The following is a 14,098-nucleotide window of genomic DNA, read 5'->3' on the forward strand; positions in this document are numbered from 1 at the left end:
TTGCGCTATGTTTATTTTCGTGTAAAAATACATTTTTTTCTCTTAAAATAAAAGTGAATAGTTTTGTTAAAAATTAATCTAATTGGAGGATTTCAATTTCTTTTTTTTAATATTATTAAGAAGAAAAACTTTCTTTTTTTTCAAAAAATAGTAATATTGGCAATAAAATTGAAACAATTAATTCAGTAAAATTCCTTAAATTTATTCTACGTTTAAAAAATCTATGCAAACAAACGATTTTATGGAACTTAATGAGAAAACTTCTGAAGTCAAAAAAGAGAAAAAATTTCCTTTCTTAAAAAAATTGGAATTATTGATGGAAGATGCAAAATTAGAAGATGCGAAAAAATCTAAAATGAAACGTGTTCATAAAAAAGGTAATTCGCAAATCGCTAAAAAAATGGGTGAAGAAGCTGTAGAAATGGTTATTGCTTCGGAACAAGATAGTGATGAAAATTTTTTAGAAGAATCGGCAGATGTTTTCTTTTATTACCTAATGGCTTTACACGCTCGAGGTTTTGAATTGAAAGATGTTTTAGAAATTCTAAAAAAAAGACACAAAAAATAAATTAATACTTAACACTACTATGCAAAAAGGCGGAACGTCGATTAAATTAATAATTGCAGCAGCGATTGTTATATTTTCTGTTATTAAGTATTTTTCATCTTCTTCTGTAAACGAAATTACAGGCGAAAAGCAGTATATTTCTTTAACCAAAGATGATGAAATTGCGATGGGAATTAATTCGGCTCCGCAAATGGCGCAAGAATTTGGTGGATTATCCCGAAATGCACAATATCAAGAACTCGTAAAGCGAGTGGGAGCGAAAGTTGTCAACAATAGTGACGCACACAAAACCAATTATCCCTTTCAGTTTTACGTTTTGGCAGATAACCGAACAGTAAATGCTTTTGCGTTACCGGGTGGACCAATTTTTATTACCGAAGCGTTGTTGACACGATTGCAAAGCGAAGATCAGTTAGCTGGAGTTTTAGGACACGAAGTAGGTCATGTTATAGCTCGTCACAGTGCAGAGCAAATGTCGAAACAAGAACTTTCTCAAGGAATTGCAGGAGCGGCTGGTGTTGCAGCTGGAGATGCTAATTCGGCTTATTATGCGCAAGTTGTAGCGAATATGGTCAACATGAAATATGGTCGTGATGATGAATTGGAGTCTGATGATTTAGGTGTTCGATTTATGATTCAAGCGGGATATAATCCGGAAGCGTTGATTGGTGTTATGGATATTTTGGAAGAAGCTTCAGGAGGAAGCAATGTGCCTGAATTTCAAAGTACGCATCCATCGCCAGCAAATCGTCGCGAAAAAATAAAAGCTGCTATTGAGAAATATAGGAATCAATAGATTTTAATTCGTTGTAATGATAAGAAATATACTTCTATTAGTTCTTTTATTTGCAAATATTGCATTTTCTTATGCTCAAGATTATGATCAAATAAGTAAAGAAATTTGTAAATCATTTAAAAAGAAAAAGCCAGCTAAAAATTTATTTGATTTTAATAAATACCTCAATTCTGAAGCAGAAGATTTTTTAGCTTCAGATGTAAATGTTTTTCAGTTCAATTTACAAAAAAGTTTGATTAAAAATTGCACTGAATTTCCTTTTATAGAGAATTATTCTTTGGTTCCGTTTTCAAATGTTGTTGATTTAGAAAAAGTATTTGATAGGGAAGAGTTATCTAATCTTGAAGTATTATTGATTGAGACTCAAGCAGCAAATAATCTACAAATTTTTGTTATTTCGACGGATGATTATTTTCCAAATGAAAATATAATAGATTATTCATTTTCAATTCTTAATAACAATAGTTCGGATCGATTTCAAAAAGGGAATATGATAATTGTATTTAATTTAAAATTAAGAGAAGTTAGAATTTCGACGAACAAGATTTCTCAAAATATTATTTCTGACGATTTTTCTCAAAATCTAATTGACGAGGTAATTGTTCCAAATTTTAAGGAAGAAAAGTATTTTGAAGGAATTAATGAAGCTATTGTAAAAATTAAAGAGAAAATAGTAGTTGATTAAATAATTTAAACAGAATTATAAAATATGAAAGTTCATTTCTCTTTCCTTGAAGTTTTATATCTTTTTCAAATCATTTGTTGTTTTATCTATTTTAAATTTACAGATGGATTAGTTTATATGATAAATGAAGATACTTTTTATAAAGTGTCGAGTTTGTATATGCAACCAGAACAAGATGATGATGCTTGTTTTGTTCTTATAGGATTTTTTTCTTTTTTATCTTTATTAATTAGTATGTTTAATAAAAATAAATTAACAATCCTTTTCATTTATTTATTATCAACGTTTCTATCATTCTTAATTATAAAAAAGGGGGAAATAGATTCAACTATTCTAAATGGAAATTATATTCTCTTAATAATTGTAATCATAAATCTTTTTTTGACTTTTTATTTTTGGTTAATCCTTTTCAAAAAAATTAAAAACTATTTGATTCAAGAAGATTAAAAATTAATCAATAAACTTCGCTTTTAATTCTGGAGTAGGTAACCAACAACTTTCTTGTTTTCCAAACCAACGATAACGATTTTTCGCAATAAAACTATAAACCACATCTCGCAAAGGTTTTGGAACAATCATAAAAATAGTCAACCACGAAGTTATTCCGTCCAAATATTTCGAAATTTTAAGTGCGGCAGATGATTTGGTATAAAATTTATCATCTTCAATAAAAACGACAGAATCAAATTTTGTCGCATCCAGATTATTTTCTTTCAAGAAATTTTGTCCAAAATCAGATTGTAAAGAAGCAAAACGAAACTGATTTTTTTTGTCATGTTCAATTACAAACTGAACAGATTGATTGCATAAATTGCAAATTCCATCAAACAAAATAATTTTACTCGTTTTCATACAATAAATATACGCCAAAAGTAGCTAAACTCTAAAGGTTATTTTTAAATTAGCCAAAATTAACAATCAATCATGTTTAGCGAATACTTATTCCGAAAAGTTGATAATTCTCCACTTGTAATTTTCCGAATTATTTTTGGTTTATTAATTGTTGCAGAATGTTGGGGAGCCATTTTTACAGGTTGGGTACAAAGTAATTTTGTTGAACCGCAACTTACATTTTCGTTCATCGGATTCGAATGGACAAACGTTTTCTTGGGACAAAATATGATTTATTTGTACGTGCTCATGGGAATTTTGGGATGGTGTATTGTATTTGGTTTTGCTTATCGATTTTCAATCATTTTATTTTCAATTTTATGGTCGTTGACGTACTTCATGCAAAAAACAAGTTACAATAATCATTATTATCTGTTTATGCTAGTTTCATGGATGATGACGATAATTCCTGCTCATCATTTCTTTTCGATTGATAGTTTGATTTTTCCTAAGATAAAACGTCTAACAATGCGCAATTGGGTGCCAACATTATTTATCATTCAATTATTAATTGTCTATACATTTGCGGCTTTTGCGAAGATTTATCCTGATTGGTTTAACGGTGTATTTCTTCAAATGAAATTCCACGAATACGGAGATTTATTAACAACAAAATATAATTTGATCGGATTAGGAAAAGTTGTAAGTAGTTTAGAATTTGCACAAGTGTTTGCTTGGGGAGGTTTCTTTTTTGATTTATTAATTATTCCAGCAATGTTGATGAGTAAAACACGAGGAATCGCTTTTAAATGTGCTGTGTTCTTTCATATTTTTAATTCTGCAGTTTTCGGAATTGGTATATTTCCTTTTTTCTCTTTAGCAATGTTAATTTTCTTTTACGATCCAGTTAAAATTCAGGAAGTTGTTTTTCCTAAAAAATCATTTATGATGGATCGTTCTGATGATGATAATTTGTTGACAACACGACGTGTTATGTTTTCGTATTTGATGTTTTTTTATGTTATTTGGCAAATATATTTACCTATTCGTCATTATTTTATACCGGGAAATGTTTTTTGGACCGAAGAAGGTCATCGTATGGCTTGGCGCATGATGTTGCGTAATAAAGCTGGCGAGGTTACAGTATATGTTTCGAAGCCTGATCCTCATAAAAAAGGTAAGTTTTTGGAACGAGAAAAAGTCGATTTACCTCAATATTTAACCTTCAAACAAATGTCAAAAATGGCGGTTAGTCCAGATATGATGTGGCAATTTGCTCGATTTGTTAAACATGATTATGCAGAAAAAGGAATAAAAGATGTTAAGGTTTTTGTTGATGCAAAAGTGTCTGTGAATGGAAGTGAATATTATCAATTTACAAATCCTAATTACAATTTAGCTTACACGACATGGAGTTATTTTGGTCATCAAAAATGGATTCAGCCAACGCCAAAGGAACTGAATTTATCATATTTTGAATAAAATTATGTAACTTTATAGGACAACAATCAAAGGAATACAATTATGAAATATACATTATTTGCAATAGCATTTTCGGCATTATTATTTTCTTGTGGAAATAAAGAAAATGCTGGAGTAGAGGCTTACAAAGGATTGGATAGACAAAAGCAAGAACAAAAAGATTTGGATAGTATTGGGAAAGAAGCTCAACAAACGTTTGATGATTTTAAATTGGCTTTGTCGATGAAAGATACAACAACAACTAACTTTATTGTAAAACAGATGTACGATATTCCGAATGCAACTCAAAAAGAGCATATTTGGATTCGCGATGTTTATTCAGATAATGATCAATTAAAAGGGATTATAGACAATGTTCCACAATATACAAAACTGGTAAAACACAATGATACAGTTGTTATAGATCCTACAAAATTATCAGATTGGATGTATTATAAAGGTGATAAAATGATTGGTGGTTTTACGATAAAATATATGCGAAGTAAATTAAAACCAGAAGAACGTGCAAAATTTGACGAACAATACAAAGTTAAGTTCGAAGATTAATTTCTTCTTTAAAAAATAATAAAATCAAAAAGGCAATCTTTCGTTAGATTGCCTTTTAATTTTGAAATATTTGTTAATCAATCAAAGATAATTGAATTTTACGTTTTTCCGTATCAATTCCGATTACAGTTACTTCTATTTGTTGACTTAAATGCACCTTCGTATTAACATCCGAAATAAATTCATTTGAAATTTTAGAAATATGAATCAAGCCATTTTCTTTAATTCCTATATCTACAAAACACCCAAAATTGGTGATGTTATTGATAACTCCAGGAACTTTCATTCCTAATTTCAAATCTTCGAATTTCTTTAAGCGCGGATCAAAACTAAAAACTTTGGCTGTAGAACGCGGATCTATACCTGGCTTTTCCAATTCCTTTTTGATGTCTTCTAAAGTTAATAATCCTACTTTTTCGGAAATATAATTGTTTAAATCAAGTTGATTAATCAATTCTTTATTTTGAATCAAATCTTTTAAATCTACTTTTAAATCTTTTGCCATTTTTTCAACAATTGCATATGATTCTGGGTGAACAGCAGAATTATCTAACGGATTTTTAGCATTCGGAATTCGTAAAAAAGCAGATGCTTGTAAGAATGCTTTTTCACCCAGTCGTGGAACTTTTAAAAGTTCTTTTCTCGAATTAAATGCACCATTTTCGCTCCGATAATCGACAATGTTTTCAGCCATTTTTTCGCCAATTCCAGCAACATAATTTAGCAAATGTTTACTCGCTGTGTTTAGGTTTACACCAACTTTATTCACACAAAATGAAACAACATCATCTAACTCATTTTTCAATAAATTTTGATCAACATCATGTTGATACTGACCAACTCCAATCGATTTTGGCTCTATTTTTACCAATTCTGCCAAAGGATCTTGTAAACGACGACCTATAGAAACAGCGCCGCGAACAGTAACATCTTTATCTGGAAATTCGTCGCGTGCAATTTTAGAAGCCGAATAAACCGAAGCTCCAGCTTCATTCACTACAAATACTTTTAATGGACGATCAAAAGCAATTTGCTGAACCAAATTTTCTGTTTCTCGAGAAGCTGTTCCATTTCCAATAGAAATTGCATCTACATTATAAGCGTTTACAAGCGATTTTAGTTTTTTGATTGCTTGCGCTTTTTCATTTTGTGGAGCATGAGGATAAATATTTTCATTGTGTAATAAATCTCCTTGCTCATCTAGCACAACAACTTTACATCCAGATTTGAAACCAGGATCAATTGCTAAAATTCTTTTTTCACCCAAAGGTGGCGCCAGAAGCAATTGATTTAAGTTTTTTGAAAAAACATTGATAGAGGTTTCATCAGCTTTTTGTTTAGCTTCTTTTAAAACTTCATTTGAGATTGATGGAGCCAAAAGTCGTTTGTAAGCATCTTTAATAGCTTCTTCGATAATCCAAGAAACTTCAGGTTGAATAGATTTTATTAAAGTATATTCAAGAAATTTGAACGCTTCTTTTTTATCGATTGTAACATTTACTTTTAAGAATCGTTCGTTTTCGCCTCTCAAAACAGCTAAAAGTCGGTGGGAAGCAATTTTTTTCAAAGGTTCTTCGTATTCAAAGTAATTTGAAAATTTTTGAGCTTCCTCTTCTTCAGCTTTTGATTTGACAAGTTTACTTTCTATCAATGCAGATTTTCTAAAAATATCTCTCAATCGATGACGAACATATTCATTTTCATTAATCCATTCTGCAATAATATCCTGCACACCAGCAAAAGCATCTTCTATACTAATAACATCTTTATTGAAATATTTAGTAGCTAAACCTTCTAAATCAGGAATGTTATTCTGTTTCATTATGATTTTAGCCAAAGGTTCTAATCCTTTTTCTTTCGCAATCGTCGCACGCGTTTTTTTCTTCTTTTTATATGGAAGATATAAATCTTCTAATTGAACTAAATCAAAGCTTTTCTGAATACGTTGTTGTAATTCAGTTGTCAATTGATTTTGCTCTTCTAATGTTTTTAGAATAAATTCTTTTCGAGAAATAATTTCTTGATAATTCGTCTGTAATTTTTTGATAGTAGAAATTTGAACTTCATCTAAATTTCCAGTCAACTCTTTTCTATATCTTGCAATAAAGGGTATGGTGTTATCTTCGTTTAAACAATTTATAGTATTGTTAATCGATTTTTCTGAAATAGAATGAATATGTTGATGAATGTATTGAATCAAATTCATGTTAAAAGTTTGGACCTGCAAATTACTATTTTTAGTAAACATAAAAAATAGTAAGTTTTATTTATATAGGTCGTATTTTTTCTTCAATTTTTACCTATTTTATTTTTAAAAAACAGACAATTTTATGATAGTCTTATTTTAAATGAAAAAAAATAATAATTATTTTCTAAAAAGTTTTGGTGTTTATTAAATTATTTCTAAATTTGACCTCAGGTAGTAGAGAGTAAGATTGATTTTTTTTAATGTTAAATTTATACTTACTAGTGTAAGTTTTTTTTAAAAATCAATTGGGTTTAAGCTGAGGAGCTTAAACCCGTTTTTTTTATATCAAGTTTCATATCTTTGAGTCAAAATACATCTACAAATGGCTCGTATAAAATTAAATTTTCCTGATACTTTTTTATTTTCAACAATAATACCAGTACGCATAACTGATTTGAATTATGGAAATCATTTAGCGAATGATAAAGTATTATCTATTTTACATGAAGCACGAATACAATTTTTTCAACATTATGGTTATTCTGAACTTGATTTTGAAGGTGTAAGTGTTATTATGGGGGATGTCGCAATCGAATATAAAAATCAAGCTTTTTATGGAGATGAACTATTGATTGAAATGAATGTACAAGATTTTTCGCGCGTTAGTTTTGATATTATCTATAAAATTTCGATCAAAGAAAAATTAATTGCAAAAGCAAAAACAGGGATTGTCACCTTCGATTATCAGAAAAATAAAGTGGTTGAGGTTCCAAAAAAGATAAAAGAAATTTTTCAAAGCGTATAAACTTCAAAAATTAATTACGCTAATCATTTAAGTCTTTGTAAATTTGCACCGAGTTATGAAGATTTTACCATATAAAAATTTATTTGTCGGAATTACCGACACCTTGCAACAAATTTTCTTCGAGGGAAAATATGCAGATAAAGAAGTTGAACGAACATTGAAATCGAACAAACAATGGGGAGCGCGTGATCGTGCTTTTATTGCTGAGACTGTTTATGATTTAGTTCGTTGGAAACGTTTGGTGGAAGGGGCAATGAGTCGTCCACTTTCTCCTGATACGATTTGGGAGTTCGTAGGAACTTGGTTTGCTTTAGATCCAGAGCAAACGTTACCTAAATGGGAAGAATTTCAGAAAATTTATCCAAAAGAAGTACTAAAAAGACATCATCAATCTTCTAAGAATATTGCTGTAGCAGAATCTTATCCAGATTGGATGTTCGAGTTGGGAGAAAAATCTTTAGGAGATCGTTGGTTAGATGAAGTACGTGCAATGAACTCGCAAGCGCCAACAGTTTTACGTGTTAATACATTAAAATCTGATCGTAAAACTTTACAAAAAGCATTAAAAGAACGTCAAATAAAATCAAAAGTTTTATCAAAATATCAAGACGCTTTAGAACTTGAAGAGAAAACAAATATTTTTAGAACAGATGAATTTCAGAATGGTTGGTTCGAAGTTCAAGATGCAGGATCTCAATTAATCGCTCCTTATTTACGTGTTCAACCAGGAATGCGTGTTGTTGATGCGTGTGCTGGAGCTGGAGGAAAGACATTGCATTTAGCTTCTTTGATGGAAAATAAAGGACAAATTATTGCGATGGATTTGTATGATTGGAAACTGAAAGAGTTGAAACGTCGTGCAAAACGTAACAATGTTCAGAACGTACAAACAAAGGTAATTGAAGCGAAAACAATCAAGCGAATGGAGAATTCTGCTGATCGTTTGTTAATTGATGCGCCTTGTTCTGGAATGGGTGTTTTGAAACGTAATCCTGATGCAAAATGGAAATTAAGACCAGAATTTATTGATGAGATTACAGCTATACAAGAAAAAATCTTAGCAGATTATTCTAAAATAATTAAAGTTGGTGGGTTAATGGTTTATGCGACATGTTCTATCTTGCCGCAAGAAAATGAAGAGCAAGTAAAAAAATTCTTAGCAAATCATCCAAATTATAAACTGATTTCGGATAAAATGCACTATCCTTCTGAGACAAATTACGATGGATTTTACATGGCTTTGATTGAAAGAATTTCTTAATTCAAACGATTTATAAAATATTAAAAGACCGAGATTTTCTTGGTCTTTTTTATTATATGATTATTCTACTTTAAACTTCACTCGTCGATTTTCGAAATTTTTCCAATCAATACAATTCGTTGCAGGATTACATTCTTTGTGTTTCAAATCAGAAAAACCTTTTCCAGAAATAGTGAATCGATTTTTATTCAAACCTTTTTCAACCAAATAATTCAATACTGCATTCGCTCTTCGTTGAGACAAATCAAAATTGTATGATTCCGTTCCTACTGCATCAGTATGTCCTTCTATTACGAAATAAAATGTAGGATTTCGCTTCATCATCGTTACAATTTGATTCAATTTTGGATAGTCAACAGATCTAATTTCTGCTTTATCAAAATCAAATTCGACCGTTTCCATCAAATAGTTTGAAAAATCTTGCACATAATTTCCGATTTTTTCTTCGTTCAAATTTTCTTCTGGACAACCATTTCCAAAACGATTTCCTTTTACAAGCGGACATTCGTCTTCGAAATCCATCACGCCATCACCATCCGTATCATAATCATTGTTGAAATTTTCAAGAAGATCTTTTTGAATTAATAAATTATAGGGAGTTGAAATATTAAATTCAGTTCCAATTTTCTCAATTTCTTTTCTATATCGCCCGTCTTTCTTACACATTTCACCACATCGTTGTTCATCTTTCAAGAGATAATCAATTTTTTGTTTTGCCCAATAAAACTTGATCGCTTCTGTAAAATCACTTTGATTAGGTTGAGTAATTTCAAATTTTTCACTGAAATTTTCATTGGATTGATTTCCTATTAATTCTATTTTTTTTGGATAACGACGATTGCAATCACGTGAAACAAAATTGACAGAATTCTGCGCTAAATAAGTATTGAAATTTTTTGGAAACGTTTCATTAAGGTTGATTTGAGCTGATTGAATTTTTAAATGATAAATAGAAGAGTTGAGAATAGCTTGATAAAATTGAGTGATTTTTTTGTTAAATTCTTTCTGATCATTTACAGTAATAGGAAGAGTTCCTGTCGCTAAACTAATAAAATTCATTGCTTGATAATCTAATTCTCGTCCAATACCAAGCGTTATAAATTGAGAGTCTTTTGCATAATTTCGAAGCGAATTATAAACAGTTTCGTTCAAATTCATTTTTCCATCCGAAATAATAGCAATGATTCTTTTGTAATTTTTATCAAAAGGATTCTTTTGTATTTGATTGATAGCTTCATCCAATAATTTTTCACCATTTCCTTTTAATGAATTAATTTTTTCTAAAGCAAAGTTGATGTTTTCTTTGGTTGGAAAATTTGATTCTTTAAAAATTAAATCATTTTTTGATGAATAGATTAATACATTAAATTTATCTGTTTCGTTTAGATTAGGTAAAATTTGATTCATCAATTTTTTTGCAGTTTCAATTGGCTGATCCATCATCGAGCCCGAAGCGTCTAACACAAACAAAAATTCTCGAGGAGCAGAATAATCTGAATTAATTTTTCCTGGTTCTAAAGTTCCTAAAATATAATCGCAACCATTTTCTGTAAAGGTTTCAATTCCTGTTTGAAGTTCGTTTTTTGTATACGAATATTGAATTGTAGGAAGTTTATTTCCAATAAAATTACTTGAAAAATTTCCGTCTTTATTTTTATTAAATTTTAAATCAGAATCAATTTTAGAAATGGGAAAATTCCCAGAAATCTGAATTGTAGAATTGGTGTTTTTAGAAAAGCCATTTAATTTAGTGTTCCAACGATTAATTTGTGTAAAAGATTCTGTTCGTTTAACGATAAATTCGGGAAATGAAAGTTGATAACTCAAGTTATTTTCATCAATAATTTTCGAAACTTTTAGTTTAATTTTAATTGTTGCATTAGCGGGGATTTTTCCAAAATCTAATTGCAGAAATTGATTGTTTTTCTGAGTTTTAAAAACAGTTGATGCATCGATGTTTTTTAATTCTTTTCGAATATCAACAATTGATTTGGACTGAACTTCAAAAGCTTTATCATTTACAAATGCTTTCAGTTCGTAAATATTTTGAGAAGGTTGATATGGATATATGAATTTAGCCGAAATTTCTTCTGACGAATGATTTTGGAAAAGATAAGTGCTATTAATATTTCCTAATAAATGATGAAAATTGTATGTGTTATCAAGTGATGTAGCTTCTATTTTTTCGAAATCATCATCGCTTTTAAGTTCTAAATACGGAAAGATTTGTTGAGCATTGCAAAACGTCGTTAGAATGAAAAAAATGAAAGAAAAATATAGATTTTTAGTATTCAAATTGAGGCTTTAAAATTTATCAATGTAAAGATAACGAAAGAATTGATGAATTGTCTATCACAATTTATTGTAAAGATTATTTTATATTTATACAACAAGATGTTTATCTCAAAATTAATGAGAATTATTGATGTATATTAAATCAGATAAAATTATTGTACAATACCCAAAAAAGATTGGTTTGATAATTGCTGATTCAGATTTAACAAAAAAGTTAAGTAAATTTGCACTTTATTTTACATAAAAGATGAATTTTAATTTCACAGAAGTTGAAAGAGTAGAAAGTATTTCTGCAAAAGATTTCCAGAAGTATTACGTAAAACCTCAAAAACCACTTGTTATAGAGCGAATCACAGAAGATTGGCCTGCTTATGAAAAATGGAATTTTGAGTATATAAAACAAGTTGCGGGCGACAAAGTTGTCCCTTTATATAATAATGATCCGGTTGATTATACGAAGAAAGTAAATGAACCTGTTGCAAAAATGAAAATGACTGAATATGTAGATTTGTTACAAAGTCAACCTACAGATTTACGCATTTTTTTGTATAATTTAATGAGTCAAGTGCCACAATTGCAACAAGATTATAAAATGCCAGATTTGGGATTGAATTTATTTAAATCGATGCCAATGCTGTTTTTTGGAGGTGAAGGATCAAATGTTTTTATGCATTATGATATTGATTTAGCCAATATTTTGCATTTTCATTTTGCAGGAAAAAAACGCTGTATTATTGTTCCGCCAGAAGATTCGAAGTACATGTACAAAATTCCGCATTCGGTAATTTGTCGTGAAGATATTGATTTTGATAATCCTGATTTTGATAAATGGCCAGCATTGAAAAATATAAATCCGATGGTTGCAGACCTTAAACATGGAGAAATGTTGTATATGCCAGAAGGTTGGTGGCATTACATGAAATATTTGACGCCAGGTTTTTCTATGAGTTTACGCTCGTTAGCACATAAGCCAAAACATTTGTCAGAAGCGATTTATAATGTATTTTTGATGCGTACGTATGATAATATTATGCGAAAAATAAAAGGTCAATCTTGGATTGAAGAGAAAAATGAAAGAGCAATTACAGAAACGAATAAATTAATTGCACGATAAAAATAAAGAATTTAGAAAATTTTTCTAAATGAAGGAATGTCTATTGAAAGATGTTCCTTTTTTTATTCTACTGTCTTAAAAACTTATAAATCAATAAATATTTAATTTTCATGTTATAAATTTTCGATTGATATTTGTAGAATATTTTTCTGAATTTTAAGTAATATGATCATAAAAAAAGGAAATTTTTGGGCTTTATTACCCTTAATCATTTTCATACTTGTCTATTTTTCGGCTTCAATTTATTTGAACGATTTTTACTCAGTTCCAGCATTAGTTGTTTTTATGTTGGCGTTGATAATTGCATTTGTTCAGTTTCCAAAAGTGTCTTTTCATACAAAAGCAGAAGCATTTTGTAAGAACGCAGGTGAAGAAACAATTATGTTAATGATCTTAATTTTTCTTCTTGCAGGAGCTTTCGGAAGTTTAGGATCGACTATTGGTGCTGTTGAATCTACAGTGAATTTATTTTTAAATTATCTTCCATCTTCCTTTATTGTAGCGGGTTTCTTTTTGTTATCATGCTTTATTTCTACAGCGTTAGGAACATCTGTGGGAACAATTGTTACCATTGCGCCAATTGCAGTACAAATGGATAAAATGATTCCTGGTTCTATGCCTATTTTATTAGGTGCAGTGGTTGGTGGAGCAATGTTTGGCGATAATTTATCGTTTATTTCTGATACTACAATTGCTGCTACACGTACGCAAGAAGTGAGTATGAAATCTAAATTTAAAACTAATTTTCGAATAGTAGTTCCAGCAGCTATTGTTTCGACAATTATATATTTTTCACTTTCTCAACATTTTGACACAACCAATTTCCAAGGAAAACAGTTAGATTTTGACTTAATTTTAGTATTACCTTATTTGTTAGTTTTCGGAATAGCAATGTCTGGTATTAATGTAATTTGGGCTTTAATTTTAGGAATTCTATCGTTTCTTGGAATTGGTTTGTTTTATTCTGGTATTCCGATGCTAGATTTGGTTTCGTCTATTAATGAAGGCTTCAAAGGAATGTTTGAGCTAAGTATTATCTGTTTAGTAATAGGAGGAATTGTAGGAATTATTCGTCTGAATGGTGGTTTAGATTTTATCATTTATCATTTAACGAAAAATATTAAAACAAAACGTCAAGCAGAAATGAGTATTGCTTCACTTACAGCGTTGGCAAATGCATGTTTAGCAAATAACACAATCACAATTTTGATTTGTGGAAAAATTGCTAAAGACATTTCAGATCATCATGATTTAGAAGGAACACGCGTAGCAAGTATTTTAGATACAGTTTCATGTTTTGTACAAGGAATTTTACCTTATGGCGCACAAGTTTTAGCAGCGGTTGCAGCAGCAAATGCAATTTCGAGTGTTACAAAAGTTTCTTCGATAGATGTTTTATCTAATTTATATTATCCATTTTTAACTGGAATTTGTACCCTTATTTTTATCTTATTTTTTCAACCAAAATCAATCAAAAAATAGATTGATATATGATATTCATTCGTCGAATATTATTTTATAACTTTG

At 29.7% G+C, this 14,098-nt stretch carries 12 protein-coding genes; 9 read left to right on the forward strand and 3 right to left on the reverse strand.

Going from position 1 to position 14,098, the window contains the following annotated elements; genetic code table 11:
* Nucleotides 1-223 precede the first annotated feature (223 nt).
* Genes hisE through AC2I98_RS14250 form a run of 3 tightly spaced genes read left to right on the forward strand, consistent with a single transcriptional unit; the run spans nt 224 to nt 2,049 of the window.
* Nucleotides 224-568, forward strand: coding sequence for a phosphoribosyl-ATP diphosphatase (hisE, locus tag AC2I98_RS14240; protein WP_486412301.1), 345 nt, complete (start codon nt 224-226; stop codon nt 566-568).
* Nucleotides 569-587: 19 nt separating this feature from the next.
* Nucleotides 588-1,364 (forward strand): M48 family metalloprotease, encoded by a 777-nt coding sequence (locus AC2I98_RS14245; RefSeq protein WP_486412302.1) that lies wholly within the window; start codon nt 588-590, stop codon nt 1,362-1,364.
* A 16-nt stretch (nt 1,365-1,380) separates the two neighbouring features.
* Entirely contained in the window at nt 1,381-2,049 is a 669-nt protein-coding gene (locus AC2I98_RS14250; RefSeq protein ID WP_486412303.1) for a TPM domain-containing protein, read from the forward strand.
* Between the two features lie 450 nt (nt 2,050-2,499).
* On the opposite strand, the gene AC2I98_RS14255 is transcribed toward AC2I98_RS14250, so the two are convergent.
* Nucleotides 2,500-2,901 carry a thiol-disulfide oxidoreductase DCC family protein gene (locus AC2I98_RS14255; RefSeq protein ID WP_486412304.1) on the reverse strand — a complete coding sequence of 134 codons (402 nt, stop codon included), beginning with the start codon at nt 2,899-2,901 and terminating at the stop codon, nt 2,500-2,502.
* Between the two features lie 72 nt (nt 2,902-2,973).
* On the opposite strand from AC2I98_RS14255, the gene AC2I98_RS14260 reads away from it, so the two are divergent.
* Both AC2I98_RS14260 and AC2I98_RS14265 read left to right on the forward strand, forming a co-directional pair.
* Entirely contained in the window at nt 2,974-4,362 is a 1,389-nt protein-coding gene (locus tag AC2I98_RS14260; RefSeq protein WP_486412305.1) for an HTTM domain-containing protein, read from the forward strand.
* A gap of 42 nt (nt 4,363-4,404) precedes the next feature.
* Nucleotides 4,405-4,908 carry a DUF2314 domain-containing protein gene (locus AC2I98_RS14265; RefSeq protein WP_486412306.1) on the forward strand — a complete coding sequence of 168 codons (504 nt, stop codon included), beginning with the start codon at nt 4,405-4,407 and terminating at the stop codon, nt 4,906-4,908.
* Between the two features lie 73 nt (nt 4,909-4,981).
* Here the strand turns inward: AC2I98_RS14265 and AC2I98_RS14270 are convergent, their stop codons facing one another.
* On the reverse strand, nt 4,982-7,114 hold the full coding sequence (locus tag AC2I98_RS14270) for a Tex family protein (RefSeq protein ID WP_486412307.1): 2,133 nt from the start codon (nt 7,112-7,114) through the stop codon (nt 4,982-4,984).
* 364 nt (nt 7,115-7,478) lie between these two features.
* On the opposite strand from AC2I98_RS14270, the gene AC2I98_RS14275 reads away from it, so the two are divergent.
* On the forward strand, nt 7,479-7,901 hold the full coding sequence (locus AC2I98_RS14275; RefSeq protein ID WP_486412308.1) for an acyl-CoA thioesterase: 423 nt from the start codon (nt 7,479-7,481) through the stop codon (nt 7,899-7,901).
* Between the two features lie 55 nt (nt 7,902-7,956).
* Nucleotides 7,957-9,162 carry an RsmB/NOP family class I SAM-dependent RNA methyltransferase gene (locus AC2I98_RS14280; RefSeq protein ID WP_486412309.1) on the forward strand — a complete coding sequence of 402 codons (1,206 nt, stop codon included), beginning with the start codon at nt 7,957-7,959 and terminating at the stop codon, nt 9,160-9,162.
* 60 nt (nt 9,163-9,222) lie between these two features.
* Here the strand turns inward: AC2I98_RS14280 and AC2I98_RS14285 are convergent, their stop codons facing one another.
* The gene (locus AC2I98_RS14285) at nt 9,223-11,457 is read right to left on the reverse strand and encodes an OmpA family protein (protein WP_486412310.1); all 2,235 of its coding nucleotides are present in this window, start codon (nt 11,455-11,457) and stop codon (nt 9,223-9,225) included.
* A 247-nt stretch (nt 11,458-11,704) separates the two neighbouring features.
* Between AC2I98_RS14285 and AC2I98_RS14290 the strand changes: the two genes are divergently transcribed.
* A complete protein-coding gene (locus AC2I98_RS14290) occupies nt 11,705-12,571 on the forward strand; it encodes a cupin-like domain-containing protein (RefSeq protein ID WP_486412311.1) in 867 nt (288 codons plus the stop codon).
* A gap of 165 nt (nt 12,572-12,736) precedes the next feature.
* A complete protein-coding gene (locus AC2I98_RS14295; RefSeq protein WP_486412312.1) occupies nt 12,737-14,053 on the forward strand; it encodes a Na+/H+ antiporter NhaC family protein in 1,317 nt (438 codons plus the stop codon).
* Nucleotides 14,054-14,098 lie beyond the last annotated feature (45 nt).

This window comes from Empedobacter sp. EJD.6dd (assembly GCF_057369435.1).

Bases quoted from the DNA above. Each gene is read 5' to 3' on its own strand.
- hisE (WP_486412301.1), top strand. From the start codon at position 224: ATGCAAACAAACGATTTTATGGAACTTAATGAGAAAACTTCTGAAGTC.
- AC2I98_RS14245 (WP_486412302.1), top strand. From the start codon at position 588: ATGCAAAAAGGCGGAACGTCGATTAAATTAATAATTGCAGCAGCGATT.
- AC2I98_RS14250 (WP_486412303.1), top strand. From the start codon at position 1,381: ATGATAAGAAATATACTTCTATTAGTTCTTTTATTTGCAAATATTGCA.
- AC2I98_RS14255 (WP_486412304.1), bottom strand. From the start codon at position 2,901: ATGAAAACGAGTAAAATTATTTTGTTTGATGGAATTTGCAATTTATGC.
- AC2I98_RS14260 (WP_486412305.1), top strand. From the start codon at position 2,974: ATGTTTAGCGAATACTTATTCCGAAAAGTTGATAATTCTCCACTTGTA.
- AC2I98_RS14265 (WP_486412306.1), top strand. From the start codon at position 4,405: ATGAAATATACATTATTTGCAATAGCATTTTCGGCATTATTATTTTCT.
- AC2I98_RS14270 (WP_486412307.1), bottom strand. From the start codon at position 7,114: ATGAATTTGATTCAATACATTCATCAACATATTCATTCTATTTCAGAA.
- AC2I98_RS14275 (WP_486412308.1), top strand. From the start codon at position 7,479: ATGGCTCGTATAAAATTAAATTTTCCTGATACTTTTTTATTTTCAACA.
- AC2I98_RS14280 (WP_486412309.1), top strand. From the start codon at position 7,957: ATGAAGATTTTACCATATAAAAATTTATTTGTCGGAATTACCGACACC.
- AC2I98_RS14290 (WP_486412311.1), top strand. From the start codon at position 11,705: ATGAATTTTAATTTCACAGAAGTTGAAAGAGTAGAAAGTATTTCTGCA.
- AC2I98_RS14295 (WP_486412312.1), top strand. From the start codon at position 12,737: ATGATCATAAAAAAAGGAAATTTTTGGGCTTTATTACCCTTAATCATT.